Origin of the sequence: Haloferax elongans ATCC BAA-1513, from assembly GCF_000336755.1 — an archaeon.
Classification (GTDB): domain Archaea; phylum Halobacteriota; class Halobacteria; order Halobacteriales; family Haloferacaceae; genus Haloferax; species Haloferax elongans.
This window is the reverse complement of the sequence record NZ_AOLK01000019.1, coordinates 316,537-341,465: the sequence shown is the minus strand read 5'-3', so window position 1 is coordinate 341,465 and position 24,929 is coordinate 316,537. Positions and strand designations below refer to the sequence as shown.

At 59.0% G+C, this 24,929-nt stretch carries 21 protein-coding genes; 17 read left to right on the top strand and 4 right to left on the bottom strand.

What is annotated here, in order from left to right:
- Window positions 1-89 precede the first annotated feature (89 nt).
- Window positions 90-632: a halocyanin domain-containing protein gene (locus tag C453_RS12445; RefSeq protein ID WP_008324937.1), complete on the top strand. Its 543-nt coding sequence runs from the start codon at window positions 90-92 to the stop codon at window positions 630-632.
- Between the two features lie 288 nt (window positions 633-920).
- On the opposite strand, the gene C453_RS12440 is transcribed toward C453_RS12445, so the two are convergent.
- Window positions 921-3,209, bottom strand: a complete 2,289-nt coding sequence (locus C453_RS12440) for a nitric-oxide reductase large subunit (RefSeq protein ID WP_008324936.1) — start codon at window positions 3,207-3,209, stop codon at window positions 921-923.
- Window positions 3,210-3,408: 199 nt separating this feature from the next.
- On the opposite strand from C453_RS12440, the gene C453_RS12435 reads away from it, so the two are divergent.
- Entirely contained in the window at window positions 3,409-4,050 is a 642-nt protein-coding gene (locus tag C453_RS12435) for a helix-turn-helix domain-containing protein (RefSeq protein ID WP_008324935.1), read from the top strand.
- Between the two features lie 85 nt (window positions 4,051-4,135).
- Here the strand turns inward: C453_RS12435 and C453_RS12430 are convergent, their stop codons facing one another.
- Window positions 4,136-4,510 (bottom strand): winged helix-turn-helix domain-containing protein, encoded by a 375-nt coding sequence (locus C453_RS12430; RefSeq protein ID WP_008324934.1) that lies wholly within the window; start codon window positions 4,508-4,510, stop codon window positions 4,136-4,138.
- Window positions 4,511-4,766: 256 nt separating this feature from the next.
- Between C453_RS12430 and C453_RS12425 the strand changes: the two genes are divergently transcribed.
- The 7 genes from C453_RS12425 to C453_RS12395 all read left to right on the top strand — a co-directional run bounded on the left by C453_RS12425 (window position 4,767) and on the right by C453_RS12395 (window position 12,744).
- The gene (locus tag C453_RS12425) at window positions 4,767-5,924 is read left to right on the top strand and encodes a multicopper oxidase domain-containing protein (RefSeq protein WP_008324933.1); all 1,158 of its coding nucleotides are present in this window, start codon (window positions 4,767-4,769) and stop codon (window positions 5,922-5,924) included.
- A gap of 106 nt (window positions 5,925-6,030) precedes the next feature.
- Complete coding sequence (locus C453_RS12420; protein WP_008324930.1) at window positions 6,031-7,368, top strand: hypothetical protein; 1,338 nt, start codon at window positions 6,031-6,033, stop codon at window positions 7,366-7,368.
- 124 nt (window positions 7,369-7,492) lie between these two features.
- Window positions 7,493-8,356 (top strand): DUF6544 family protein, encoded by an 864-nt coding sequence (locus tag C453_RS12415; protein WP_008324929.1) that lies wholly within the window; start codon window positions 7,493-7,495, stop codon window positions 8,354-8,356.
- 84 nt (window positions 8,357-8,440) lie between these two features.
- Window positions 8,441-8,914, top strand: coding sequence for a hypothetical protein (locus C453_RS12410; protein WP_008324928.1), 474 nt, complete (start codon window positions 8,441-8,443; stop codon window positions 8,912-8,914).
- A 75-nt stretch (window positions 8,915-8,989) separates the two neighbouring features.
- On the top strand, window positions 8,990-9,865 hold the full coding sequence (surE, locus tag C453_RS12405; protein WP_008324927.1) for a 5'/3'-nucleotidase SurE: 876 nt from the start codon (window positions 8,990-8,992) through the stop codon (window positions 9,863-9,865).
- A 57-nt stretch (window positions 9,866-9,922) separates the two neighbouring features.
- The gene (locus tag C453_RS12400; RefSeq protein WP_008324926.1) at window positions 9,923-11,560 is read left to right on the top strand and encodes a COG1361 family protein; all 1,638 of its coding nucleotides are present in this window, start codon (window positions 9,923-9,925) and stop codon (window positions 11,558-11,560) included.
- The gene (locus C453_RS12395) at window positions 11,557-12,744 is read left to right on the top strand and encodes an ABC transporter permease (protein ID WP_008324925.1); all 1,188 of its coding nucleotides are present in this window, start codon (window positions 11,557-11,559) and stop codon (window positions 12,742-12,744) included. The genes C453_RS12400 and C453_RS12395 overlap by 4 nt, the downstream gene beginning before the upstream one ends.
- An 89-nt stretch (window positions 12,745-12,833) precedes the next feature.
- Here the strand turns inward: C453_RS12395 and C453_RS12390 are convergent, their stop codons facing one another.
- Window positions 12,834-13,238 (bottom strand): CBS domain-containing protein, encoded by a 405-nt coding sequence (locus tag C453_RS12390; RefSeq protein WP_049907670.1) that lies wholly within the window; start codon window positions 13,236-13,238, stop codon window positions 12,834-12,836.
- A 204-nt stretch (window positions 13,239-13,442) separates the two neighbouring features.
- On the opposite strand from C453_RS12390, the gene msrA reads away from it, so the two are divergent.
- The 4 genes from msrA (at window position 13,443) to C453_RS12370 (ending at window position 18,578) form a co-directional block, all read left to right on the top strand.
- Window positions 13,443-13,982, top strand: a complete 540-nt coding sequence (msrA, locus tag C453_RS12385) for a peptide-methionine (S)-S-oxide reductase MsrA (protein ID WP_008324923.1) — start codon at window positions 13,443-13,445, stop codon at window positions 13,980-13,982.
- 1,064 nt (window positions 13,983-15,046) lie between these two features.
- Window positions 15,047-15,871 carry a ParA family protein gene (locus C453_RS12380; protein ID WP_008324921.1) on the top strand — a complete coding sequence of 275 codons (825 nt, stop codon included), beginning with the start codon at window positions 15,047-15,049 and terminating at the stop codon, window positions 15,869-15,871.
- On the top strand, window positions 15,864-16,409 hold the full coding sequence (locus tag C453_RS12375; RefSeq protein WP_008324920.1) for a hypothetical protein: 546 nt from the start codon (window positions 15,864-15,866) through the stop codon (window positions 16,407-16,409). The genes C453_RS12380 and C453_RS12375 overlap by 8 nt, the downstream gene beginning before the upstream one ends.
- Window positions 16,410-17,327: 918 nt before the next feature.
- Window positions 17,328-18,578, top strand: a complete 1,251-nt coding sequence (locus tag C453_RS12370) for an orc1/cdc6 family replication initiation protein (RefSeq protein ID WP_049907682.1) — start codon at window positions 17,328-17,330, stop codon at window positions 18,576-18,578.
- 472 nt (window positions 18,579-19,050) lie between these two features.
- On the opposite strand, the gene C453_RS12365 is transcribed toward C453_RS12370, so the two are convergent.
- The gene (locus tag C453_RS12365; RefSeq protein ID WP_008324918.1) at window positions 19,051-20,226 is read right to left on the bottom strand and encodes a tryptophan--tRNA ligase; all 1,176 of its coding nucleotides are present in this window, start codon (window positions 20,224-20,226) and stop codon (window positions 19,051-19,053) included.
- Between the two features lie 364 nt (window positions 20,227-20,590).
- Here C453_RS12365 and C453_RS12360 point away from each other — a divergent pair, with 364 nt between their 5' ends.
- The 4 genes from C453_RS12360 (at window position 20,591) to eif1A (ending at window position 24,551) form a co-directional block, all read left to right on the top strand.
- Entirely contained in the window at window positions 20,591-21,364 is a 774-nt protein-coding gene (locus C453_RS12360) for a ferritin-like domain-containing protein (RefSeq protein ID WP_008324917.1), read from the top strand.
- Window positions 21,365-21,721: 357 nt separating this feature from the next.
- Complete coding sequence (locus tag C453_RS12355) at window positions 21,722-22,990, top strand: RNA-guided endonuclease InsQ/TnpB family protein (RefSeq protein ID WP_008324916.1); 1,269 nt, start codon at window positions 21,722-21,724, stop codon at window positions 22,988-22,990.
- Window positions 22,991-23,137: 147 nt separating this feature from the next.
- Entirely contained in the window at window positions 23,138-24,001 is an 864-nt protein-coding gene (locus tag C453_RS12350) for a universal stress protein (protein ID WP_008324915.1), read from the top strand.
- A 265-nt stretch (window positions 24,002-24,266) separates the two neighbouring features.
- Window positions 24,267-24,551, top strand: coding sequence for a translation initiation factor eIF-1A (gene eif1A, locus C453_RS12345; RefSeq protein ID WP_049907669.1), 285 nt, complete (start codon window positions 24,267-24,269; stop codon window positions 24,549-24,551).
- Window positions 24,552-24,929: the final 378 nt, after the last annotated feature.

The window sequence follows — 24,929 nt, the reverse complement described above, 5'->3', positions numbered from 1 at the left end:
CTCAGAGATGTGTATAAGAGACAGGACGAGATACGCCCCGAACATATTCGGGGTAATCGTCTGCATGTCTCGGCGACGACGAACAACTGATGACATCTACTGGACTCAGCAGACGGCGGTTTACTGCACTCGTCGCGACGACCTCCATCTCGGCCGCACTCGCTGGCTGTACAAGTTCCAGCGGTGATGCTGCCTCGGAAGAACCCGAAACGGCCGAGGAAGACCCAGCCGAGAACACGGAGACGAGCGACTCCTCGGGCAGCGAAAGTGGACAGGCAGGAGACACCCAGAACTTCGACGGCTGGTTCGACGACGTCGAGAATTTCGACGGTGTCGACGACGAGACTGGCTCGGACGCCGTCGCAGTCGATGTCGGCGTCGAGGCCAACGGCGGCGCGTTCGGGTTCGGCCCCGCGGCAGTCCGCGTCTCGAAGGGGACCACAGTCACGTGGACGTGGAACGGAAAGGGTGGCACCCACAATGTCGTCCACACCGACGGCGAGTTCGAGTCTGAACTCGTCGGCGACGAAGGCCACACGTTCGAATACACCTTCGAGAGCGCAGGCGTCTACAAGTACTCCTGTGTTCCACACGAGACACTCGGGATGAAGGGGGCAGTGGTCGTCGAATAGCGCCCGGAACCGAGTGACTGGACAGTTGCCGCATTGTACGATTCCTACTATTTTTACAAGCTATGTGATTTCTACAAATTGTACAAATTGTGGAGTTTGTTGAGTTTGTGAAGTCTTTGGGCTGTTCGAAAGTCTGTAGAATTCAGGACAGCGTCCGCTGGGAAACTGGTAGTTGAACCGTCTTGGGGCGGGTTCGCCGACATGTGATCTTGGGTGTTCGAGCGCCCAGTCGAGGGTCGATGCGGACGGAGAGGAAAAGGAGAGGGCGAACCAGAACGCGTACCCACCTCAGTCGTCGTCAGACATGACCTGGTCTGAGACGGGCGTCCGCGCCGGAACGTCGCTCGTCTCCCTGAGGACGAACCGCTTTTTCACCACGTCGTACGCGAACACGATGGTCCCGGCGATGAGAAGCGTGTCACCGGGCATTCGTGCCCAGAACAGCGCCTGCACGAGACCACCGTTGTAGAATTCGAGGCTCCGCGCTGCGGCGTAGCTCTGAGTGAACGCGACTTCCAACTGGAGGAAGCCAACCGGCAGGAGCGACACCAGAACCATGAGTGCGAGGCCAGCGTTCCAGAGCCAGAAGGCCCACCGAAGGCGGCGCTCGACCCACTGGCCGGGGGAGACGGTCAACCGAAGGATGTACGTCGCCATGCCGAGCGCGAGGAAGCCGAAGGCCCCAAACATCGCCGCGTGGGCGTGTGCGACCGTCAGGTACGTCCCGTGTTCGTAGTAGTTCACGAGCGGAAGGTTGATGAAGAACCCGAGGACGCCAGCGCCCACGAAGTTCCAGACCCCGCTTGCGATGATGAACATGAACGGGAGCGTGTAGGGGAACGACTCACCGCTGGTGGCGAGCGTCCGGTACTCGTTCATCGCCTCGAAGAGGATGAGCACGAGCGGGATGAGTTCCAGCGTCGAGAAGATGCTCCCGAGCGGGAGCCACACGTCGGGCTGGCCGACCCACCAGTAGTGGTGCGAGACGCCGATGACTCCGGTTCCCATCACGAACAGCGCCTCGAACGCGACCGCCTTTTCGGCCGACCGCCGGGACAGCAGATTCATGCTCACCAGCGTGAGCGACACGACGGCGATGATGAAGAATTCGAACGCGCCTTCGACCCACATGTGGACGACCCACCAGCGCCAGAACTCGGTCGTCACGATGTTCGTCTGCGGCGTGTAGAGGAGGCCAGCGGTGAAGAGGAGCGCAATCGACCCACCGGCGTAGAGTATCATGTGCGCGAGGCCGTAGGGCGCTTCCTTATCGAGAAGCGGCTTGAACCCGCGTGCGGCGAGGCCTGCCCAGATGAGGAACCCGGCGAGGAGTCCGAACTGCCAGAAGCGGCCGACTTCGAGATACTCCAGGCCCTCGTTGCCGAGAATCCACCAGAGTTGGCCGTCGATGTACCCATTTGCGCCCAGCCAAATACCAGTCATCCCACCGACGACGACCACGACGAGCGCGACGAGCAACCCGTTGACGTAGCGGTCTTGATTCTTCGGTTCGTGCCCGGTCAAGAGTGGCGGGAGGAACAGTCCGGCACCGAGCCAAAGGGTCGCAATCCAGAGGATTCCGAGGTCGAGGTGCAGGGTCTTCGCCATCGAGAACGGAAGAATCGAGAGGAAGTCGATGCCGAGCAGTTCTCCGAGCCCGAAGAATCCGTCACGCTCGATGTAGTAGTGCGCAAGAAGCCCCCCGAGAAGGACCTGTACGACGAACAACAACGCCGCGATTGGCACGTATCGACTCGCTGCTCGCTGACTTGGCGTGAGTGCGACGTCTCGCGGGTGCGGCACGTCGACGACGCCGGTCTTGGGTTCCGGAAGCTCGACGGACTTGTAGAGCCAGACGCCGATACCAGCGCCAGCGACGAGCAATACCATGGCGATGACGCTCCACGTCATCGTGGCCCCGGCGGGCTCGTTACCCGCAGCAGGTTGGTACGGCCACTCGTTGGTGTACGAGTGGTCGCTTCCCGGCCGGTCAGCGTGCGAGAACCACGCGGTCCACATCGCGAAGTCGGCGAGGCGGCGTGCTTCTGCCTCGTCGCTCACGGTTCCCGAGGGGATACCGCGTTCGAGTTCGCCCTCGTGATACAGTTCCACGTATCGCTCGCGGACCTGCTCGTGGGCATATATCTCGGCGGCCGAGTACTCAATGGTCCCTTCGCGGCCAACCGCCGAGTCGAGTTCGCGGCGGACTTGGTCACTAATCGCCGCTTTCCCGTCGGCATCGAGCTCCGAGAAGGACGTCCCGTACTTCTCTCGGGCGTAGTAGTCGCGCATGTACTCGACTTTCATGTCGAGTGCTTCCGCGGTGAGGTCGGTCCCGAAGTATGCGCCGTTACCCAGTATCGACCCGTGATTCATCAAGCCGTTCTGTTGGAAGACGACTTTCCCCTGACGGATGTCGGCACCCGTCGCCAGCGACTCGCCGTCCGGACCCACGACTTCGTCCGGTATGGGCGGTGCTTGCTGTGCTGAGTACCATGCTCCGAGACCCATGACGACGAGATTCACGACGAAGACCGCCGCCAAGAGCCTCCAGAGGGTTTGTCGAGAGACTTTCATACAAGTGGGCGTTCGAAAACTGGGTGAAAAAGAGGAGACGCCGACTACCAGTCTTCGGACACGGGGCGAATATGTTCGGTCACGTGAACGTCTCGACTCGTGAGTGTCTTTCAGCGTCTCGAATCGAATTCTGCTCCTCACAGGCCGAACATGTTCGCCACTAACTTCCTCCCGGAGAGCAAATAACTACTACCTACCTATGCCACGCGCCAATCTCTCTATCACGCTGCCGCCAGAAGTCTGGGTCTCCGACCTCTCGCGCCAGTATTCCGATGCCGAGTTCACGGTCCTCGCCGCGATGCCAGCGGACGAAACCGGCGTCGGCTTGGTCGAGATACAATCCGACGAAATCGAACACGTCGTGACGGCGATGGACGGGTACGACTCCGTCCTCTCGGTGAACATTCTCGAAGCCCAGCCAAACCGTGCACTCGTCCAGTTCGAGACGACAGAACCGCTTCTCATCCTCTCTCTGAGCGAAGTGGGCATCCCACTCGAACTGCCGATTACAATCTCCGACGGCGAGGTGACAGTCGAGATTACGGCACCCCGAGAGAAACTCTCCGACCTCGGCGAGAAGCTCGAACTGTTCGGCATCCCGTTCGACCTCGTGTCGATTCGACAGTCTATCGACACCGAGTCACTCCTGACAGAAGACCAGCGACAACTGCTCGAAACCGCGGCCAATCGCGGCTACTACGACACACCACGAACCTGTACACTTACAGAACTCGCTGACTCGGTCGGGCTCGCGAAGTCGACGACGAGCGAAAAATTACATCGGGCTGAGGGCAAGGTCATGAAAGAGTTCCTCACGGGCGACGATGTCGGCTTAGAGTAGCCGAGCATCTGAGAGTCGTGTTTCGCTGGTTCAACCGTATCTCGCCGGTTCAGCCGCATCTCGCTAGGGAAGTCGCTGTCGCCGATTACCGGTTCGGGTCTGCTTCGTTTCGGACCTCAGACCAGAGTTCCGACAACTGCTCGGACGCAGATTGCGACGGACGCGAGATGGAGAGGTCGAGGTCGCCGGACTCGCGTGTGACGAGTACTTCGTCGAACCCCAAGGAGTACCGCGCCGCCTCACGACCACGTTCCTGTTTTTGAAGTAGCCCGGCGTCGACCATCAGCTCCACCTTTCGGTACACGGTCGACCGCGGGAGGTCGCACTCCTCGGCGATTTCGCCGGCGGTCATCGGATGGTCGAGCCCACTCAGTACCGCACGGCACTGTTCGTTCGTCAGCGCGTCGAACACCGTCTGAAAGTCCGGTTCGAGAGCGTCTGACAGCGGATTTGTTGACATCGTGTGAGTTTCGGTCTCTTCGTTCCGTTCGTGACCGATTCGAATGAACGAACGTGGATAGTTAGTTCGTCGTCGTCGAGTCTGAAATGTGTGGGGTATCTGCAGTACGAACCAGTCCCTGTCGTTTCACAGCCACCCCAACGGAGGGTAAGAGAGTCAGGGTAGTATCGGAAGTGCCGAACATGTTCGAATCTTTCTGACGCCGTGAGAACAGCCCCCCTCATATACCGACCCCTCCTCCCTACGCCAAATTGTTATGAGAAAATACGTAGGCGCACCCGGTTCGACGATGTCTCGCAGAGAATTTCTCGCAGCGACTGGCAGCGCCGGTGCGGTCGGTCTCGCAGGGTGTACTGCACCCACGAACAGCGGGTCGAACGCCGCCATCGAAGCGGAGCAACAGACTCCCGCGTCGACGAGCGCATCAGAACTTCCGTACACGAGTCCACCGGAAGTCGTGAACGTCGACGAGCAGGGCGGGAAGGTGACTATCTCTTCGACACCCGCACGGCACGCTGTCCATCCGGGTGAGTCGATGGGTGGCCCCGTCGAACTCCCGCAGGTGTGGGCGTTCCAAGCCGACGACGGGAACCCGAGCGTTCCCGGCCCGATTCTACGCACCACCGAAGGCGAGGACATGGAGATCACGCTCGACAACACCGACGGAATGCGTGCACACACGCTCCACTTCCACGGCGCTCGGAAGGCGTGGAAGGACGATGGTGTCCCGACGACGACGGGCATCCGCGTCGACCCCGGTGAGAAACACACCTACACCATCCCGGCGAACGTCCCCGGAACGCACCTGTATCACTGTCACTATCAGACCCATCGCCACATCGAGATGGGGATGTACGGTATCTTCCGCGTCGACCCGAAGGGCTACGAGCCTGCCGACAAGGAGCACTTCTTCACGCTCAGAGACTGGGATTCACGCCTCCCCCGGATGATGGCCGGTGAAGACGTGCAGTACAACCCGCGGAACCGCAAGTCCGACGTGTTCACCGTCAACGGAAAGAGTGCCCCACGAACACTCCACCCCGAAGACGGCTCGCCGGTCATCGTCGAGCAGGGAGACCACGTGCGTCTCCACTTCGTCAACGCGGGGTACATGAGCCACCCCATGCACATCCACAACCACCGCTTCCAACTCACCGAGAAGGACGGTGGCGTGATTCCCGAAGCGGCCCGCTACGAGATGGACGTGACCAACATCGCACCCGCAGAGCGCCACACCATCGACTTCACGGCCGACGCTGAGCCCGGAATCTACCTCATGCACTGTCACAAGGTCAACCACGTCATGAACGGGAACTTCTATCCCGGCGGCATGCTCGGTGGCGTCGTCTACAAAGAGGCGATGGACACCGACATCTTCAAGAAGCTGATGGAGTACGCGGGCTACGAACTCTAAGCTCGGTCGTCGCTCTTTTGTCCGGTTTTCCCGCGTTCGTCGAATCGTGCTCGGCCCCGAACACGTTCGGAATTAGAGCAACGTCGAACGCGACCCAACGCAGGGTATGAGCGCGATTCTCGCCGAAGTCGACACCGACGGGGGACCACCGATAGCAATCCCGTTTCACCACTTCGCGGTGGCCACCGTCTTCCTTCTCGCCGGTCTCGGACTCGGAGGTATCTCGGTGTTCGGTGGACAGCTACCCATCGTCGGTAGGCCGCTCGTCTTCGCCCACGTCGCCCAGGTTCACGCCCTCCTCGTCGGCTGGGTCTGTCTCACCATCATGGGTGCGATGACACAGTTCATTCCCGTCTGGTCGAGCGTAGACCTGCACTCTCGACGACTGGCTTACGTCGCGCTCGGACTCGTGAGCGTCGGCGTTGCAGGTCTCGTCGCGGGGTTTTCGACCGTGGGATTCACCCTCCTCGCCGTCTCGGGTACGGTCGCACTCGTCGGATTTTGGGTGTTCGCGTACAACATCGCCCGGACGCTCGCCAGCGCACGGCCGTTCGACAGCGTGGAGCGACACTTCGCGTACGCACTCGGCTTTCTCGTGCTCGCGACGCTTCTCGGCTTCTTGCTCGCGGTCGACTTCACCATCCCAGTGCTCCGTGACGTGGGTCTAAATCGCTCGAACGTCGTCCTCTCGCATGCGACACTGGCCGTCTTCGGTATCGTCCTGACGACTATCTTCGGCGCGTTCGGGCAGCTATCGGAGATGTTCACGCAGACGACGCACTCGGCGGGGGGGCGTCGGCTCAGACAAGTCGAGGAGTTGCTTCACCCGACCGGAACAGTCGTGTTTGCAGGCGGACGGCTCCTCGGTGTCGAGTGGGTGGCACTCGTCGGCGGCCTCGCAATCGTCGCCGCGACGTTGTCATTCGCCGGAGCAACCGCCGGATTACTACGCCGGATGCGAGTCCCGTGGTCGACGGTCCTCAGGCGGTATGCCGTCGCTGTCGTCGCGATGGTCGTCTGGGCGCTCACCGCCGGTGCAACGTGGGTCGCATCTCCACTCAGCCGAACAACCCTCTTTGGGCCACCGGGTGCAACCCTACTCTTCGGCCTCGGCGTCGTTGGCTTCGTGGTCTTCGGAACCCTCTATCACGTCGTGCCGTTCATCGTCTGGGTCGACCGCTACAGCGACGACCTCGGGCGACGGCCGGTTCCGATGCTCGACGACCTCTACAGAGCCGACGTTGCACTGGCCGATTTCGGCCTTCTCGTTGGTGGGACTATTGTGCTTCTCGGAGCAGTCGGACTCGGTGAACCCGCAACTGGCGTGATGACTGTCGCCGGGGGCGGTCTCTTAGCGATGGGTGTTGTCGCGTTCGTCGCAAACCTCGCCCAGACGGTTCGAAACCACGTTCCAGAAGGGGTGTTTCGGATTCGGGCCGCCTGAGCAGGTGGGGTGGTCGAGGAGAGAAGAGAGGAGGGGTCCGGGGAGGAGAGAAGAGAGGAGCCCACGACTACCAGTTTTTGAGAGCGTAAGCGAGGCTCTTCGTGCTGGCGAACAGAGTCAAGATATGCACATCTCCCGGCGAGCGGTACTTTTCGGCTTTCTCGGAATCGCCAGCATCGCCTCCCTCGTCGCCAGTCGCGTGTGGCAAGACGACACCAAGGCAAACCTTGTTGCCGAGTTCGAAGCGGCGCAGACGCCAGTCACTCGACCGCAGTTCAGTCCGGAGGATGTGTCCGACCTCCCCGCACCGATTCAGCGGTATCTGAAACACGTTCTCGACGACGGCCAGCCGTACGTGCAGTCGGCCCGACTCCGCCAGACCGGAGAGTTCAGACTCGGCGATGCAAACTCCCCATGGAAGCCACTCGAAGCAACACAGCGCTACTCCGTCGAACCACCGGGGTTCGTCTGGGACGCCCGAATCGAACTATTCCCGTTCGTGCCGGTTCACGTGGTCGATGCGTTCGTCCATGGCCGCGGGACGTTGCGGGCGAAACTCCTCTCGGTCGTCACCGTCGCGGACGCCCAGCCGAGCCCCGAACTGGACGAAGGCGAACTGCATCGGTACCTCGCAGAGATGGTGTGGTTCCCGACGGCCTTCCTCCCCGGCCAGCGCGTCGAGTGGGACCCCATCGACGAAACCGCAGCACGGGCGACCATCGAATTTGAGGGGACGAGCGTCTCCGCCGTGTTCCACGTCGACGAGAACGACGAGATTACGCGCGTCACCGCCGACCGCTGGTACGAGACAGACGACGGGGCGTACGAGAAACACCCGTGGACGGGATACTTCGAGGAGTACCACGACGTAGACGGACTGCTCGTGCCGCGCTCGGGTGTGGTCGAGTGGAACCGTCCAGACGAGACCGTCCCGTACTGGCGCGCAACCATCGACGAACTGTCCTACGAGTTCGCCGAATTAGACTGATTTTCGTGGCGAAACCAGTGGGTTCAGAGAACCACGAACGTGTTCGGGACCACAGCTACCCCGCGGTGTACGAAAGATTCGAGTATGTTTGGGCTCGGCTCACCAACTCCCGACGACGTCTTCGAGGACGAGGACTCGTTCGACCCGGCTACGATTCCGACTCCCGGGGCGTTCCTCGCCGACCACCACGTCCTCGCTGGGAGCGACCATCTCTCGGTGCATCAGACCGCCCACGACCTCTTCGAAGAACGGGGCGTCTACGACGTGACGTTCGGCTACAACCTCACCCGGCTGAACCTCGACACGCGACACCCGGACGCTGGCTTCCGGTACGCCGTCGACGCCGACGACTCCGCTGTCCTCTGGGCGGAGTTCACGCCCACGACACCGTTCTGCCCGCAATCACAGACCCTCGCAGTCGGTGCGTCGCGGGCGTGGAACGAACTGGCTGAGTCGCACAACTTCGACCTCGTTCGAGTCCGTGTCGCCGAGATGCACGAGCGAAGCGAGGCCGTAAACGACCGACTCGTGGACGTCGAATCCGAGTACGTCCCGTAATCCAATATGGACGATGGGTGAGCCCAGAGCGGCAATCCGCAATACCTACCACGTGTGACGTGAACCCCCCAGTAGATGAGCGATTCGTCCTCTCCGCTTCGTATTTTGCTCACCAACGACGACGGAATCGACGCGCCCGGTCTGGCCGCGATGCGCGAAGAACTCACCGCCATCGGTGAGGTGACCGTCGTCGCACCCGCCGAAAACCAAAGTGGCGTCGGACGCGCCCGAAACGAACACGCCGTCCGCCGCGACCATCCGTGGGGGTACGCCCTCGAAGGGACGCCCGCCGACTGTGTCGCGTACGCGCTCCGCGGCCTCGATACGGACTTCGACATCGTCGTCTCCGGTATCAACGACGGCCCGAACGCCGGGAACTACGTGGTTGGACGCTCCGGCACAGTCGGTGCGGGAATCGAAGCAGCGTTCCTCGGAACGCCCGCGATTGCTGTCTCTAGCTATCACGCCCGCGATTTCTTCTGCCACCCGCCCGAGGAGTACGACTTCTCCCGCCCGGCACGTATCGCCCGTGCAGTCACAGAGCGTGTCAGCGGTGCCGGAATCTTCGACGAAGTCGACCTGCTGAACGTCAACGCGCCTATCGACGTTCCGAATCCCCGGATGCGCGTGACCAAGCCGCTGGCGGACTACGACCAGCGAGTCGACCACCACCACGACGCCAGCGCCCACTCTGACGGTGGTGACGAATCAGAACTCGGCGACGACGAGGTTCTGGTTCGACTGCGAGACGTATCGTGGCCGGACACCGTCGGCTACGAGAATCCGTTCCCGCCGCGCGACGAACACCGAGAGCGCTATCCGATTGGGACCGACCGTCGGGCGATGGTCGACGGCGAGGTGAGCGTCTCACCACTCGCAGTTCACCACGGCCACACCGAAGACCCCAAACTCGCGAGCGTCGTCGAGAGCCTCTCCGAGACGGTCGAATAAGAAGCTATTCGAGGGGGTGGCGGCACGGCTATCGTCTTGCACCGCTAACATCTTACGATGAGTCCCCGCGGCCACGTCTTCGCCCTCGTCGCTGTCGTACTGCTTCTCACGTCGAGCGTCGGGACGGTCGTGGCCGTTCCAGACGCCCGACTCACAGTCAGCGACGCGGCAGTGTTACCAGAGACACCCGTCGTCGGCGAACAGGTCGTCGTCAGCGTCTCTATCGCCAACTCCGTCGCCAGCCCCGACGCCGCACGAATCGACGAAGTTCGACTCTCCGACCCCGTCGACGACCTCGACGTTCGTGCACGGACCCTCGGGAGTCTCTCGCCGGGCGACTCGGTGACTGTCCCGGTGGCGCTGACGTTCGAGACCGCCGGGGCGCGAACGCTCTCGCTTACCGTCTTGGGGACTGACGAAGATGGAGACAGGGTTCGCGTCGAGCGCCCGGTTCCCATCGCCGTCGAAGATGCGCCCCCGCTGGTCGACGTCGCTGTGAGTGACGCTGTCGTCGATAGCGAAACCCGAATACAGGTGTCGCTCTCGAACCCGACGACCGCCGATATCCGAAATATCGTCGTCTCTGTCGATTCGTTCGATGGCGAGGCGCTGGTCGGAACGGCGTCTGTTGCGACGCTCCCGGACGGGGCGACCGAAGTTCGGAATCTGACCGTCGTTCCGGCAGCCTCGGGGGACCTGCCGGTCGCTCTGCGCGTGAACTACACGACTGCGTCAGGGACTGAGAAGTCATTCGTCACCGAAACGCGAGCGCAGGTGGGCGAGTTCTCTGACGACGTGCAGCTTTCGCTCAGACCGATCCGAGAAGACGACGGGGCGACGACTGACGCCTCGACACTCGCGTCGCTTCTGGGTGGGGGTGCAGCGGGTGTCGCGTTCGGCGGTGGGGGCGGCGTGACCGACGGGGCAGACGAAAGCACCACCGAAGACGTGGCCGGGTTCGAAGTCGTCGTCACGAACTTTGGCAGCGCGCCGGTCTCGGACGTCGTCGTCGAGACAGAGTGGTCGAACGGGACGTTACCGCGGCTCTCGATTCCCGGCCCCATCGAACCCGGGGCATCCGCTGCCGCCACCGTCGACCTCTCTGAGGTTCGGACGGCTGGACCGCTCTCGATGACCGCTTCGTATCGCGTCGGCGTCGCGTCCGGGACGTCCACGACGACGCTCGACTACCGGCCCGCAGTCGCCGACGTTGCCGTCACTGACCTGGATGTGACCGTCGAAGACGGCGAACTCAGAATCGTTGGCAACATCGTCAACCGCGGTCTCGGAGAAGCGTCTGGCGTCGTCGTCGAACTCGTCGAAGGCGAGTCTGTCGCCCCACAATACCCGCAACGAGACTACTTCGTCGGTCGAGTCACACCAAGCGACTTCGCACCGTTCGAACTCACCGGACTGGTCTCCGAAGAGGCGACTGACGTGACGGTCAGAACCCGATACACTATCGGCGGCGTCGAAGTCGTCCACGACCACGTCGTGGACCTTCCTGAAGACGAACAGGATGGTGGATTCGCCGTCGGCAGCCTCGGGAACGTTGGGACAGTCGCGGGGTCTGAGCAGCACGCTGCTGTCTCTCGTATCGACCCAGCGACGAGAGGTGTCGCTCTCGCCGTCTTCGTGACGTTGCTCGCCCTTCCAGTGGCGGCCGCACTTCGAATCCGTCGGGAGACGGGATGAGCGCCCCGGAACCGGAGTCTGAGAAACATTCGGAAGCTGCGTCGGATATTGCAGAGCAGTTCTTGGCTTCGGTGTATCTCGCCCGTACGAGCCTCGCCCGCAACCCGCTTCGGTCGACGCTCGCAACACTCGGAATCGTCATCGGCGTCTTCGCTATCGCTACGCTCGGTATCCTCGGAAGCGTAGTTCAGCTTACCGCAACCGACGCACTCGGTGGGTTGGGTGACCAAGTTATCGTCTCGCCGAACGCCGACGCCGGTGTGGACCGACTGACGGATAGAGACGTCGCGCTAATCTCTCGGGCAGTCGGCGATGCGACCGTCATCCCAATCGTCACCGGCGGAGCATTGGTCCAACGTGGTGAGTCGCAGACGTTTGCGGCACTGTATGCCGTCGAGCGACCGGGAAACCTGTTTTCCGCACGCACTGGTGAATTGCCCGAGCGCCACCGCCGGGGCGCAATCGTCGGCAGCGACGTCGCGTCAAGTCTCGGTGTCGACGTCGGACGGACCGTGACTATCGAAGGCCGAGAGTACCGCGTGATTGCGGTGCTCGCGGAGTCTGACGGGGTGAACCTCTTGCAACCGGATGGGGCGGTGTTGATTCCGCGGAGCGCCTTCGCAGACGAATCGTTCACGCAAGTCATCGTCCGGGCCGACTCAGGGGGCGAAGCCGCTGCGGCAGCGGATTCGGTTCGAGATGCACTCAACACTCGCGGCGAGCGCGTGACGGTTCTCGAACTCTCTCAAATCGTCGACCGAATCGACCAGTTCTTCGGCCTCTTGAACGCGTTTCTCGTCGCAATCGGGGCTGTCTCCTTGGTCGTCGCGGGCGTCAGTATTCTGAACGTGATGCTGATGAGCGTCTCAGAGCGACGCGGCGAAATCGGCGTCCTCCGCGCAGTTGGCGTCCAGCGCATCGACGTACTGCGAACGATTCTCGTCGAGGCAGGTCTCCTCGGCGTCGTCGGCGGTGTCGGCGGGGCGGCAATCAGCGGCCTCGTCGCGCTCGGACTGTACGTTGTCGTCCCGGAAGTCACGCTCCCTGTCGTTGCAAATGTCCGTACTGCCGGGTATCTCGTCTTCGCGGTCGCATTCGGAATCACCGTCAGTTTGGCGAGCGGCCTCTATCCCGCGTGGCGAGCGGCGAATCAACGGCCGGTCGAAGCACTCCGCGTGAAGTGAGATGAAGCGAAGAATGAGCGCAATTCGTGGTGCATTCCGGTACCGTTAGGACCGGAATGAGCGCGTCACGCTACCGTACAGTAGACGCGTTACGCTACCGTCGGTTGGTCCGCACGCGAGAGGTACGCCGTGAGGTCGGAGGTAGCGATAATTCCGATGACTCCCTCGTCCTCGTCGACGACCGGCATGTGGTGGAACCCGTGTTCGGTCATCTGCTCGGCGACGTCGATGATACTGTCCTGTGCATTCGCAGTGATAACGTCGGTCGTCATGTACTTCTGGACGGTCGTCTGTGCCTTTGGCTGACTCTTCGCGACGATGCGCACGAAGTCAGTAGTGGTCAAGATTCCGTCGAGTTGATTGTCCTCGTCGACGACGAGGACCGAACTGATGTTGTTGTCAAGTATCAACTGTGCTGCATCTTCGACGAGGGTGTCGGTCGTCACCGTGTGAAGAGACGACGACATGAGACGAGCTACGAATATATCTTCCATGATAATTGCTAACAGAGACAGGAGTTAAATGTTAGTGTCCCAGAGAAAACGACGGGTATCGTGCCGACCGGGTCGGTTTAGTCGTTGGATTTGGAGTCAGTTTGGTCGCGTCCGAAGGCCCTGAATTTCGGAGACGGGCATTCGTATCTCGTTTTCGCTGCGCCCCGCCGCGGGGCTTAATTCACCAGCGACGTAAGGGGGAGTATGACCAACACGGAGACGGCGACGTTCGGCGGCGGGTGTTTCTGGTGCATCGAGGCGGCGTTCAAAGAACTCGACGGGATTACAGCCGTAACCTCGGGATACGCGGGTGGCGACGTTCCGAACCCGAGTTACGAAGAAGTCTGTAACGGGACGACCGGCCACGCAGAAGTCGTTCGGGTCACCTTCGAGACGGCTGTTCTCGACTACGAGGACCTCCTCGAAGTGTTCTTTACTGTCCACGACCCGACGACGGTCGACAGACAAGGCCCAGACGTTGGAAGTCAGTATCGGTCGGCTATCTACACCGAATCAGACGAACAGCAACGTCTGGCCGAGCAGTTCGTCGACGAACTCGAATCGGCAGAAGCATTCGACGACCCAATCGTGACCGAAATCGAACCGCTCGATACGTTCTACGAGGCAGAAGCGTATCACCAAGATTACTTCGAGAAGAACCCGAACCAGCCGTACTGTGCGGTGAACGTCGCCCCCAAGGTGAAGAAAGTCCGCGAGAAGTTCGCCGATAAGCTCGCTAACTGACGACTGGTCGTCGGCAACGTCTCGTCCTCGCGGAAGGCTCTCGGTTGCCAGGGCTGACCATCGACGCGGTGAACACAGTCTGGAATGTGTGGAATTTTTGGACACTGAACACACCGTCAGATGTGCTCACATCATAGACTGCTAGGAGAGTCAATACTGTTCGAACAACGTCAACATCCAAGGCAGTTCATACATCACAGACAGTTCACACACCACAGACAGTCAGCACGTTTGGGAAATCGCGAGAATCCCAAACATCATAGAATCCACCAACATCTTTCGAATTCTACAAATTTTAGAATTTGTACACAGTCACGAGTGCATAGTGACACAGTCGGTCCGAATCGTGGCTGAATGGATAGAGGACACAGCAATTCGGTTTCGAACCCAACACCACCATGTCCGCAGTAAACCAGCGGTTGAGACCTGTATAGACCTGTTTCATACAGTGTGAATTTTGTAGATATCTCACACAGTATTCACGCTGTGCCAAGTTCACACAGTTGGCAAAGTCTACAATTTGTACAGTGTTTCACCGCTGGTCCACGAGGACTCTACCTCGAAGCGGGAAGCACCTGGACAGTTCGGGCGGATAGCCGAGCCAAACGACCAACCCAATTCCGAAAGCGAATAGTATTCGCGTTTCGTGGGGTGAAGGCCCGAACAATTCATTTTCGCAGGAAGTACCCGATGCCCTCGAGAGAGATAGAAGCTGAAATTCGAGCATCCAGCTCGACAGACAAGGTGGGTTGGGAAGTGTGAACCGCCATGGGGAGTCAAGCACCGAGGTACTCGCCTTGTTTCTTCTGTAGAAACTATACAATTTTTAGAAATTCTAAAATGTTTGAGAATGGCCAACAGTTACGACAGTTCAAAAGTTGTGGATAGGATTATGTACCAGTGCGAAGAACCAGATTTTGAACGACGTCATGCGCATCCAATTCACCCACCACGGCCAATTTGTATCGGCTCCAAGGCCCACACAGCCCACAAACTGTACAAATTGTGCAAATTGTACAACCTGTGTGAATTGTAAGCAGTCTCGACAGCCGGGGGGACAGTAGATGTCGCGAGCAGTGAGTGTCTCCCTGCAGAAAGGTGGCGTCGGTAAGACGACGATTGCAATCAACTTAGCCGACGCACTCGCAGCACGAGACAACGACGTCCTTCTGGTCGACCTCGACCAGCAAGGGAACGCGACCGAAGGAGTAGGAATGAAAGATGCCTACGAGTCTGCAAACCCGAATATCGGCGACGTGTTGACCGACGACGACCCAGTGGACGTTCGGGAGATTATTCGCGACCGGGAAGTGTTCGACGTCCTTCCAGCACACGTCGACCTCGACGACATCGAAGACCGAGTTCGAAACTCGACGTTCGGTGTGCTGTGGGTCCGGCGACGAATCATCGACCCACTGCTGGATGACGAGTACGACTACATCGTCATCGACTCGCCGCCGAGTCTCGGTCCGCTCTCCGACGCTGCCCTCATCGGTTCCGGGAACGTCGTGGTCCCGCTTCTGATGAGCGAACCCAGCGTGAGTGGCTTCGAGCGAATGTTCGAACAACAAATCGGTCCGATTCGCCGAGAGGTCGACCTCGATATCCTCGCAATCGTGCCGAACGACCTCACCGGAAACAACGAAGAGCGTCGAATCATCCAGAACCTCGAAGACTCGCCGTTCGATAAGTACATCCCGCAGTTCGCTCGGTCGAGCCTCTTCGACGACGCCGAGTCGAAAGGACCGGGAATTCGACATCGAATCGCATTCAGTCGGGCGTGGCGTGACGGAAAGACGCTTCGAGAATACGACCCGACGAACGACATGCTGAACAGACTCGACGAACTGGCCGGTATCGTCGAGCGTGGAGGAGTGACCGATGCCTAAAGAGAACCGTTTCGCCGGGCTCGGCGAAGCAATCGACGGGAACGAAGACGAGGACGAAGACGAAGCCGAAAGTGAGCAGAAAGCAGACCAGACTGCCAATCAGGACGCAGAGCCAGTCGACGAAACGGAGAAAGACTCCACAGAAACGCCGGAGGAACCAGAGGGAGAATCTTCGCCAGAGACGCCTGAGGAAGAGACGCCCGAAGCGAACGCCGTCGACGAGAATCAGAGCACCGACGGTGCAGACCAATCCGCAGATTCAGAACCCGAACCATCCGCCGAGTCGAGTCAACATGACGACGACGAACCCGACGGTCCAGCGTTCGAATTTGAAGCGACGACCGCAAAGAGCGTCTACGTCCGCCAAGAGACGCTGGATGTGATGGACGACGCCGAGTTCGAAGTCGAATCGCTCCTTCGTCGAGAACACGACATCCGCGACCTGACGGGACGCGAGTTCCACGATGCGCTCATTCGTGTGGCAGCCGAGTATCCCGAGGAGATCGTCGACGTAGTTCTCGATACCCGAGACAGCTAAACAGGCGGTCAAAAAGTCGCTTCGTGGTGTATTGGGTGTGTTTCTCTTTGCCGACAACAGATGGGGAGACAAAATAGATAGCACAGCGTAGACAACACAGCGCAGATAGAACAGCGGACACAGTGGTGTTACTATCGAAGCCCAGCTGCCAAATCGGACGGAAGGAACACCACAATGTCCGCAGTAATCCGTGGCGGGTCTGTAGAACGATGTATTTTCGAGTCGACTGAGTGAGTAGACGTCGTACAGACGTGTCTCGGCAACCTGTAACACCACCAAGTCCGCAGTAATTGTAGCCAACATACCGTTGGAGTCGGAGATTAGACGGGGTCAGCGATAGCGTAGAAAGACGAGACAAGGCGAGGCGACTGAGTAGTAGACAAAAATTTGAGAGAGACCAACTCGGGAGTCCGTGGTTTCGAATCCCCCCCACACAGACACCACCATGTCCGCTGTTCTGACTGTGAGGAAGTTGGCTGGAGTCCTGGACACGAGGGTATTGCTCCCGAGACGATGTAACACTCACACCACTATGTCCGCTGTTCTCGGTGAGAAGGTGAAGGGGTGGTCCAAACTGTCGGAAGGTATTGCAGGTAACGAGCTGAGATGGAGAGAACCTGACAATAATCGAAGCATAATCACACCCGGAACCGACAGAACAAACTAGCAACCTCACACAGTCTACTAGTGACAACCAACTAATGCTGTTGTTATTATTGGCCTACGGATATGGTTTAACCTACTTTATGATAAAGCTTGCCTTACTCAATAGTGGTATTTTGTTGGCTTCCTTCCTTCGAAGACGAGAACAGCGGACAAAGTGGAGGGGGTGTGTTTGCTGTTTATTTATATACTCTCAGAACAGCGGACACTGCGGACGCGGTGGTTTTATCAGTGATGTGGACGAACCGTGTTCTCATGCCCCTGTTTGAACGAGACACCGAAATCTATCGGGACCGGGATGCCCTCCGTGAGGACTACCAGCCCGATGAACTCGTGGGGCGCGACGAGGAACTTCGAACCTACCAAGCAGCACTTCAACCAGTCATCAACGGTGAACAGCCGAACAACATTTTCTTGTACGGCAAGACTGGTGTCGGGAAGACAGCAGCGACGAAGTACCTCCTCGCTCACCTTCGGGAAGATGCGAGTCGGTACGACGACATCGACCTCACAGTCGTCTTTTTGAACTGTGACGGGCTGACGAGTTCCTATCAAATCGCGACCCGCCTCGTCAACGAGTTCCGCTCGGAATCTAACCAAATCAGTACGACCGGGTATCCGCTCGGCTCGGTGTACGAGATGCTCTGGCAGGAACTCGATGAGTGTGGCGGGACAATCACTGTCGTCCTCGACGAAATCGACCACGTCAACGACGATAGTATCCTCTATCAACTCCCACGCGCACGCGCGAATGGAAACTTAGACAACGCCAAGGTCGGTCTCATCGGTATCTCGAACGACTTCTCGTTTAGAGACGACCTGTCTCCGAAAGTAAAGAGTTCGCTGTGTGAACAGGAGATTCACTTCCCCGCGTACAACGCGAAGAACCTCCGAGCCATCCTCGAGCAACGGGCAACTGTCGCATTTCGGGACGGCGTCCTCGCAGACGAGGTCATCCCACTCTGTGCAGCCTACGGCGCGAAAGACGCTGGTGACGCCCGCCAGTCTATTGACCTGTTGATGAAAGCAGGCGACCTTGCCCGAGACGAAGAGACAGATTGCGTCACGGAAGAGCACGTCAAACGCGGTCGGAGAGACCTCGAACGCGGTCGTATCAAAGAAGGAATCAACGGCTTGACCGAGCACGGCCATCTCGTTCTGTACTCACTTCTCACACTGGACCTCGAGGGGGAGACCCCGATTCGCTCTCGCGATGTTCGACCGCGGTATACGCGCTTTGCCGAACTCGCTAACCGAGACCCGCTCGTTCCACGCAGAATGCGCGACCACCTGAGCGAACTCGCGATGCTCGGTATCGTTTCGGTCACCGAGCGCAACGAAGGCCGTCGCGGCGGAACGTACCGAGAGTATGCGCTGGATATGGACGTGGAACTCATCGTCTCGGCGATGCGCGACACCATCGACCTCGTCGGTGTCCACGAGACAGTCGAGCCATTCCTCAACGAGAACTCGTCCAGCACGCTCGACGATTTCGTCGGGAACTAGGTGTCTTGTTGGTCCTCTCTTCGAGCATATCTGATATTGAAAACGACGCCTAGAAGCGACGCCTGAAAGCTGCGACTGGGAGCTGCGACTGGAAGCAGCGACTGAAGACTAGCTCCGGCCGATTACTGCGGACAATGTGGTGTTCGAATTCCTCGCTCGGTAGTTGGTAAGGTAGATTCTCCCTGTTCTATGTCGCTCGCAAGGAGTAGCCGGTGGCCGACACCACCGTGTCCGGAGTAACTCGCTAGGTTTGTCACTCGAACAGCGGACACAGTGGTGTGGGTCGGAGTGGTGTGGGTTGGAGTAGTGTGCGTTGGTAGTGTCCTGGAACCGGCTCGACAAAGAGCTCCGGACATGGTGGTGTTCCACGTCCGAATAGTGGTGTTCCGCGTCGGTATGGTGGGTGTCCTACGCCGGGGTTGCAGATAGACTTCAGTAGTCGCGCGTGGCTCTCTCCCCGAATACACGTGTGTTAGAATACACGTGTACTAGGGTACCCGGCCTGCTTCCGTGCCGCCTGTCGTTCGGATTCCCTCAGTCGATACTGTTTGAGTTCGTCAGCTACCGGCCCGAGCTCTTCGCGCCGGTTTTGGTGTGCTTCGAGGAAGTCCGCGATACTCGCCGCGGCGATTTCTTTGAGCTCTCCGCTCAGGAGTGACCCGTCGCGATACTCACGTGCCAATCGCTCTACGCGCTCGTCACTCTTCTCGAAAAAGTAATACAGGAACTGGTACGGAACGTCAACCTCGGGGTCCCCACCGTGCTCTCGGTGGGACTCTACACTGCGTCGTCCACCGGAATACGCGTGGTTTCGAATCTTTTCGAAGACCGTCTCCCGGTCGTCAGACAGGCGAATACTAGCTGCATCGCCCGACGAACTCATCTTCCCTGGTCCTTCGAGGGCCGGGAGGAATTTCGAGAGCAAGGCACCGGGCTTGGAGACGTCGTATCGCTGCTTGGCTGCGATATCGCGACAGACCCGGACGTGAGGGTCTTGGTCTACAGCAATCGGAACGAGCGTCGGATGCCGCCCCTCGACGAGTTGCGGCAAGAGGAGGTGGGCGGCCTGAACAGCCGGGTAGAACGAGAGTCCGATGTTCTCGGGGTCTCCGTACGTCGCGTCCACGGTCGACTGCGTCACTTCCTTCGCAAAGGCGGCTGCGAGCGGATACACCACGTCGGCGTCGGCCGTGTCGACGACGATTCGAGTTCGCTCGGGGTCGAACCCGACGGCGAGGATATCCAATAGGTTCTCCCGCGTGTGCCCGTGAATCTCGTCGAGCGATTTGTCCTTTAACAGGTACTTCTCGTCGTCGGAGAGCGGAATATACACCAGACACCCTGTCTGGTCTTGCAGATACTTGGCGAAGTAAAACGGAATGATGTGCCCGATGTGTATCGGCCCCGACGGACCACGACCCGTCACGATAGAATGCGTTTTACCTTCGTTTGCGGCAGCGAGGAAGGCATCCACGTCTCGTCCCGCATAAAAGACGTCGCGACGGATGAGTTGGTGTACGGGTTGGGGGAACTGTGCTTTCTGTTCGGTTGTGAGGGACTCGGCCCCGAACTCGTCGAGCAGTCGGTCGTAGTCGATGTCTCCTTCGACGGCGTACGGGGTTACGGTGAAGTCGTCTGTTGCTGGCATCTATGTCTATTGGTGGTCACTCTGAAAGCGAGACAACCGAAAAACGGAGTGAGCACCGCGGCCGAATCTGGCGGGTGAAGCCCGTCTGATTCTAGACCGCGATACTATCCACTTCCCAAAACGCTTGCCAACGCCAGCACGTGGCGCGGGAAGTGGACACCATACTGTCACCAATATAGTTGAATCATTTATAGGTTCTGTTCTACCGTAGTTGAGCCTGTGCCCACCACGGTGGTATTCAGAAGACACTCACTCCAACAAAAATTTCATAAATATTGACTTTGGTTGAATTTGGGAAAAAGTTCGGAAAATCATAATCCCGGAGTCGCAACCACATTCAGACGCGCTTCGGCGCATGAACCCTATGGACGACGAAAAAACAGACTCCGCCCCTGAGCTCGGCCGGACACTCGAACCGCTCCGTGAACAAGCCACCCCTCGCCGGGCGTTCCTCGTCAGCACTGCAGCCGCTGGCCTCGGAGCATTCGGACTCTCGGGACTGGCCGCGGCAGACGAACACGAAGGAAACGGCAACGGCAACGGACCCAATGGAAACGGCAACGGGATGAACAAGGCGAACGGCGACCAGGACGTCCCCGGAACGGACGTCGACGTCCTGAACTACGCGCTCACACTCGAACACCTCGAAGACCAGTTCTACAAACAGAGCCTCGAATCTCTCGGCGGATTCTTCAGCCGAGAGACCATCGAAAACAGTGACGTGCTGTCGGGGTTCGGCGACGAAGTGCGTAGTACAGCCTACGACCACCTCACGCACGTCGGCGAGCACGAAGCAACGCACGTCGACGTACTCGAAACCGTCATCACGACGTTGGGTGGCGAGCCTGTCTCTCCCGCAGAGTACGACTTCGGAACGATGGTTCAAGACGACCCGACGAAGTTCTTCGCCACCGCACAGGCACTCGAAAACACCGGCGTGATGGCCTACACCGGCGCACTCGACCTCATCGAGAGTCCCGACTTACAGACGGCTGGTGCGACCGTTGCTACGGTCGAAGCCCGCCACGCCTCGTACCTCAACCTCCTCAACGGCGACGACCCGTTCCCCGCTGCCTTCGACGAGGCGAAGTCGATGGACGAAATTCTGGAAATCGCCGGTCAGTTCATCGTCGAGTGAACCACCCCCATCCCCCGTTTTTTCCACTACTCTATCACGAATACTCGTGCCGAATCGTGCCGCTAATCACCATCGCGGCGAAAAGAGAGCGTCTGTGTAGACGGTGACCGTACTGTTCGAGGAGCCCGGCGAGCCAGTCGTCGACTCACTCGACCCATTTCCGTACTGGCTGGGTGTCGGTTTTCGTGGGGAGCGCGTTCAGTTATGGAAGTTTCAAGGCTAAAACCCCTCCCTTCAGGGCGGGGATACAGCCGACAACTCCTCCACTAACCACGTTCGATTTCAGACCGGATATTCCACGTCTCGGTCGTTACTTTTAATATACAATTCTCCATAAATTCTTATGAACACAGTCGGATGCTGGAAACAACCCGCACCTATCGAGCAAAAATCGTCAACCACTCTCAAGTGAGTGACGACCTCGATGATTGTGGGCACTCCGCATCCAAACTGTGGAACGTCGCCCGATACCACGCCCAAAATGAATGGGATGACACTGGCGAGATTCCGTCCGAGGCCGACCTCAAGTGCGAATTAAAAGACCACGAACGATATAGTGACCTCCATTCTCAGTCAAGTCAGCGCGTTCTCGAAGAACTCGCTGAGTCGTTCAACGGTTGGTTCAAAAAGCGCAAGAACGGCGACACAGACGCGAATCCACCCGGATACAGAAAGCGAGGCGGCAACCATCCACGCTCCACCGTGACGTGGAAGCAGAACGGCATCAAGCACGATTCCAAGCACAACCAACTCCGTCTGAGCAAAGGCTTCAACCTGAAGAACCACCGCTCGGACTTCATCCTCGCAGAGTACGAAACCCGACCGGACGTGACCGTGGAGAACATCCAGCAAGTGCGAGCCGTGTGGAACGGTGACCGTTGGGAGCTTCACCTCGTTTGCAAGGTTGAGATTCCTGTCGAGGACGCACCCGGCGACAACACCGCTGGAATTGACCTCGGCATCAGCAACTATCTCGCCATCGCCTACGACGATGGAGACGCCGAGTTGTATCCGGGGAACGTTCTCAAACAGGACAAGCACTACTTCACCCGTGACGAGTACGACACCGAGGGCAAGAACGGCCCCTCCCGTCGTGCCCTTCGTGCCCGACAGAAACTCTCGCGTCGGAAAGACCACTTCCTGCACGCCCTCGCCAAGCACATCGTAGAGCAGTGTATCGACCACGAGGTCGGTCGCATCGCCATCGGTGATTTGAGCGATATTCGTGAGGATGAGAACGGGGAGTCTCGGAACTGGGGGAAGCGTGGAAACAAGAAAATCCACGGCTGGGAGTTCGACCGCTTCACCACGTTACTCGAATACAAGGCCGAAGAACACGGTATCCTCGTTGACCGTGTTTCAGAACGCGCCACGAGCAAGACGTGTTCGTGCTGTGGTCGAAAGCGTGATGCGAATCGTGTGGAGCGTGGTTTGTACGTCTGTGAGTCGTGCGGAACGACGATGAATGCGGACGTAAATGGTGCGGTGAACATTCGCAGAAAGATAACTCAGAATCCCCCTACGGAGGATATGAGTAACGGTCGTTTGGCACGGCCAGCAGTCCACCTGTTCAACCAAACCTCGGGGCGTTTCGCACCGAGCAAACAGGTGAGTTGCGAACCCTAATATCCCAACGCTCGGGAATCCTCGCCCTTTAGGGCGGGGAGGATGTCAATCCTGCTCCGACTGTCTGATTGTAAATAGTTCCCACGCACCGGGAATAGACACCCCGTTTGACACGTCTGGAAAGAGACTACTGACGTGTGAGAGCTGATGTACGACCGAATTCTCGTTCCAACAGACGGCAGTGATGCAGCAGCGGCGGGTGTCGAGGCAGCACTTGCTCTTGCTCGCCGGTTCGACGCCGAGTTGTCCGTCGTTCATGTCCTCGACCCCAACGAACACCCACCTGACGATGCTGAGGACCCTGAAGAAGTCACCCAGTGGGGAAACGAAGTCGTTGACGAGGTCGTCGAGATGGCGACGCACGCGGGCCTCGAAGCTACAGGTGATGTTCTCGAACACGAGGGCTCGATACCAGAGACTATCCTCGCATACGCCGCCACCCACGACGTTGACTGCATCGTCATGGGGACGACCGGCCGGACGGGACTCGGTCGGTACGTCCTCGGAAGCGTCGCCGAACAGACAGTGCGGGCGTCGCCGGTGCCGGTCGTCACCGTCCACGAGGATATCACGTTCGACACCGAGTTCGAGTCGATACTGGTCCCGACCGATGGGAGCGACCACGCACTCGCCGCCGCAGACCACGCGGTCGACCTAGCGGCCGCGACCGGTGCTGGACTCGACATCCTTCACGTCGTCGATATCGGCGCGTTACCAGGTAGCGCCGACCCTACCTCCGTCCTCGATGCACTGGAGGAGGCAGGCGAGCGGGCGCTGAACGACGTTATCGACCGCGCCACCGAGGCAGACGTGCCAACGGTCGAAGCCTCCGTGATGAGTGGATCGCCGTATCGAGCCATCGTCAAATACGCCGAGGAGAACGATGTCGGCCTCGTGGTGATGGGAACCCACGGTCGAACCGGTCTGGACCGCTACTTCTTGGGAAGTGTCACCGAACGCGTGGTTCGGCGTTCAGACGTTCCGGTCCTTGTCGTCTCGAAACCCGACTGAGAGCGAGTGCGCCTCGTCACTCATCTTCGGGCACCCGCTCAACCCGTCATTCCAGTAGGTTTTGTCGCGGGCCTTCTTCGTCTTGTGGTAGATAATTCGGAGATAATTCAGAGATAATATCGCGACATACAGTTCATACCACCACGAATGAACCGCGAATAACAGCGGACATCCTGGTGTTCGAACACGGCAATTCCAGCCGATGTCTGTGTTGTGTTACCACGTACATCCGATAAGTTATCCGTCTGGAACTCTCAGTAAGAGTGTGAGTGAAGAAACAGGGCGTCGAAACCTTCGAATGCCCAATGGCAGTGAGCTGTTTGCAGTCGTAACCGAGCACAACGGTGGGAACCACGTGCGAGTCCGCTGCGAGGACGGCGAGAATCGGATGGGCCGGATTCCCGGCCGGATGAAGTACCGAACCTGGATCAACGAGGGCGACGTCGTTCTCGTCGAACCGTGGGACTGGCAAGACAGTAAGGCAAACATCGAGTGGCGCTACACCGACGACGATGCCGACCAGCTCCGTCGCGAAGGTCACATCCAATAGATAACTCCCGAGAGGGTTCTACTGAACGTTCTGAGTCTCTTTCCGCCAGCTAGCTCTGACTCTAGTCAGTCTACTCTGACTTCCGTCACCCAGCGACTGCTCCGGTGAACAGTCCTAAAAATTGACAGAGGACCGTTCCCACCATGTCAAAAAAATAGACTGATAACCGTCTAAACGCCTCGTTTTCGCTTTGTAGTTTATATACTCTACCGGCGGTATGTTTATGGTCTATGTTGAGTGTCTTTTAGAAAAGAATGACTGGAATTGCCGTTTCGACCTCTTTCCGCGGTTGCGCCGCACCTGCTGCGCACCCAATCAGTAATTCTCAGCGACATATTCCTTCGTCTACGCTGGTGTCTGCATCGCAGGGACTGGGTT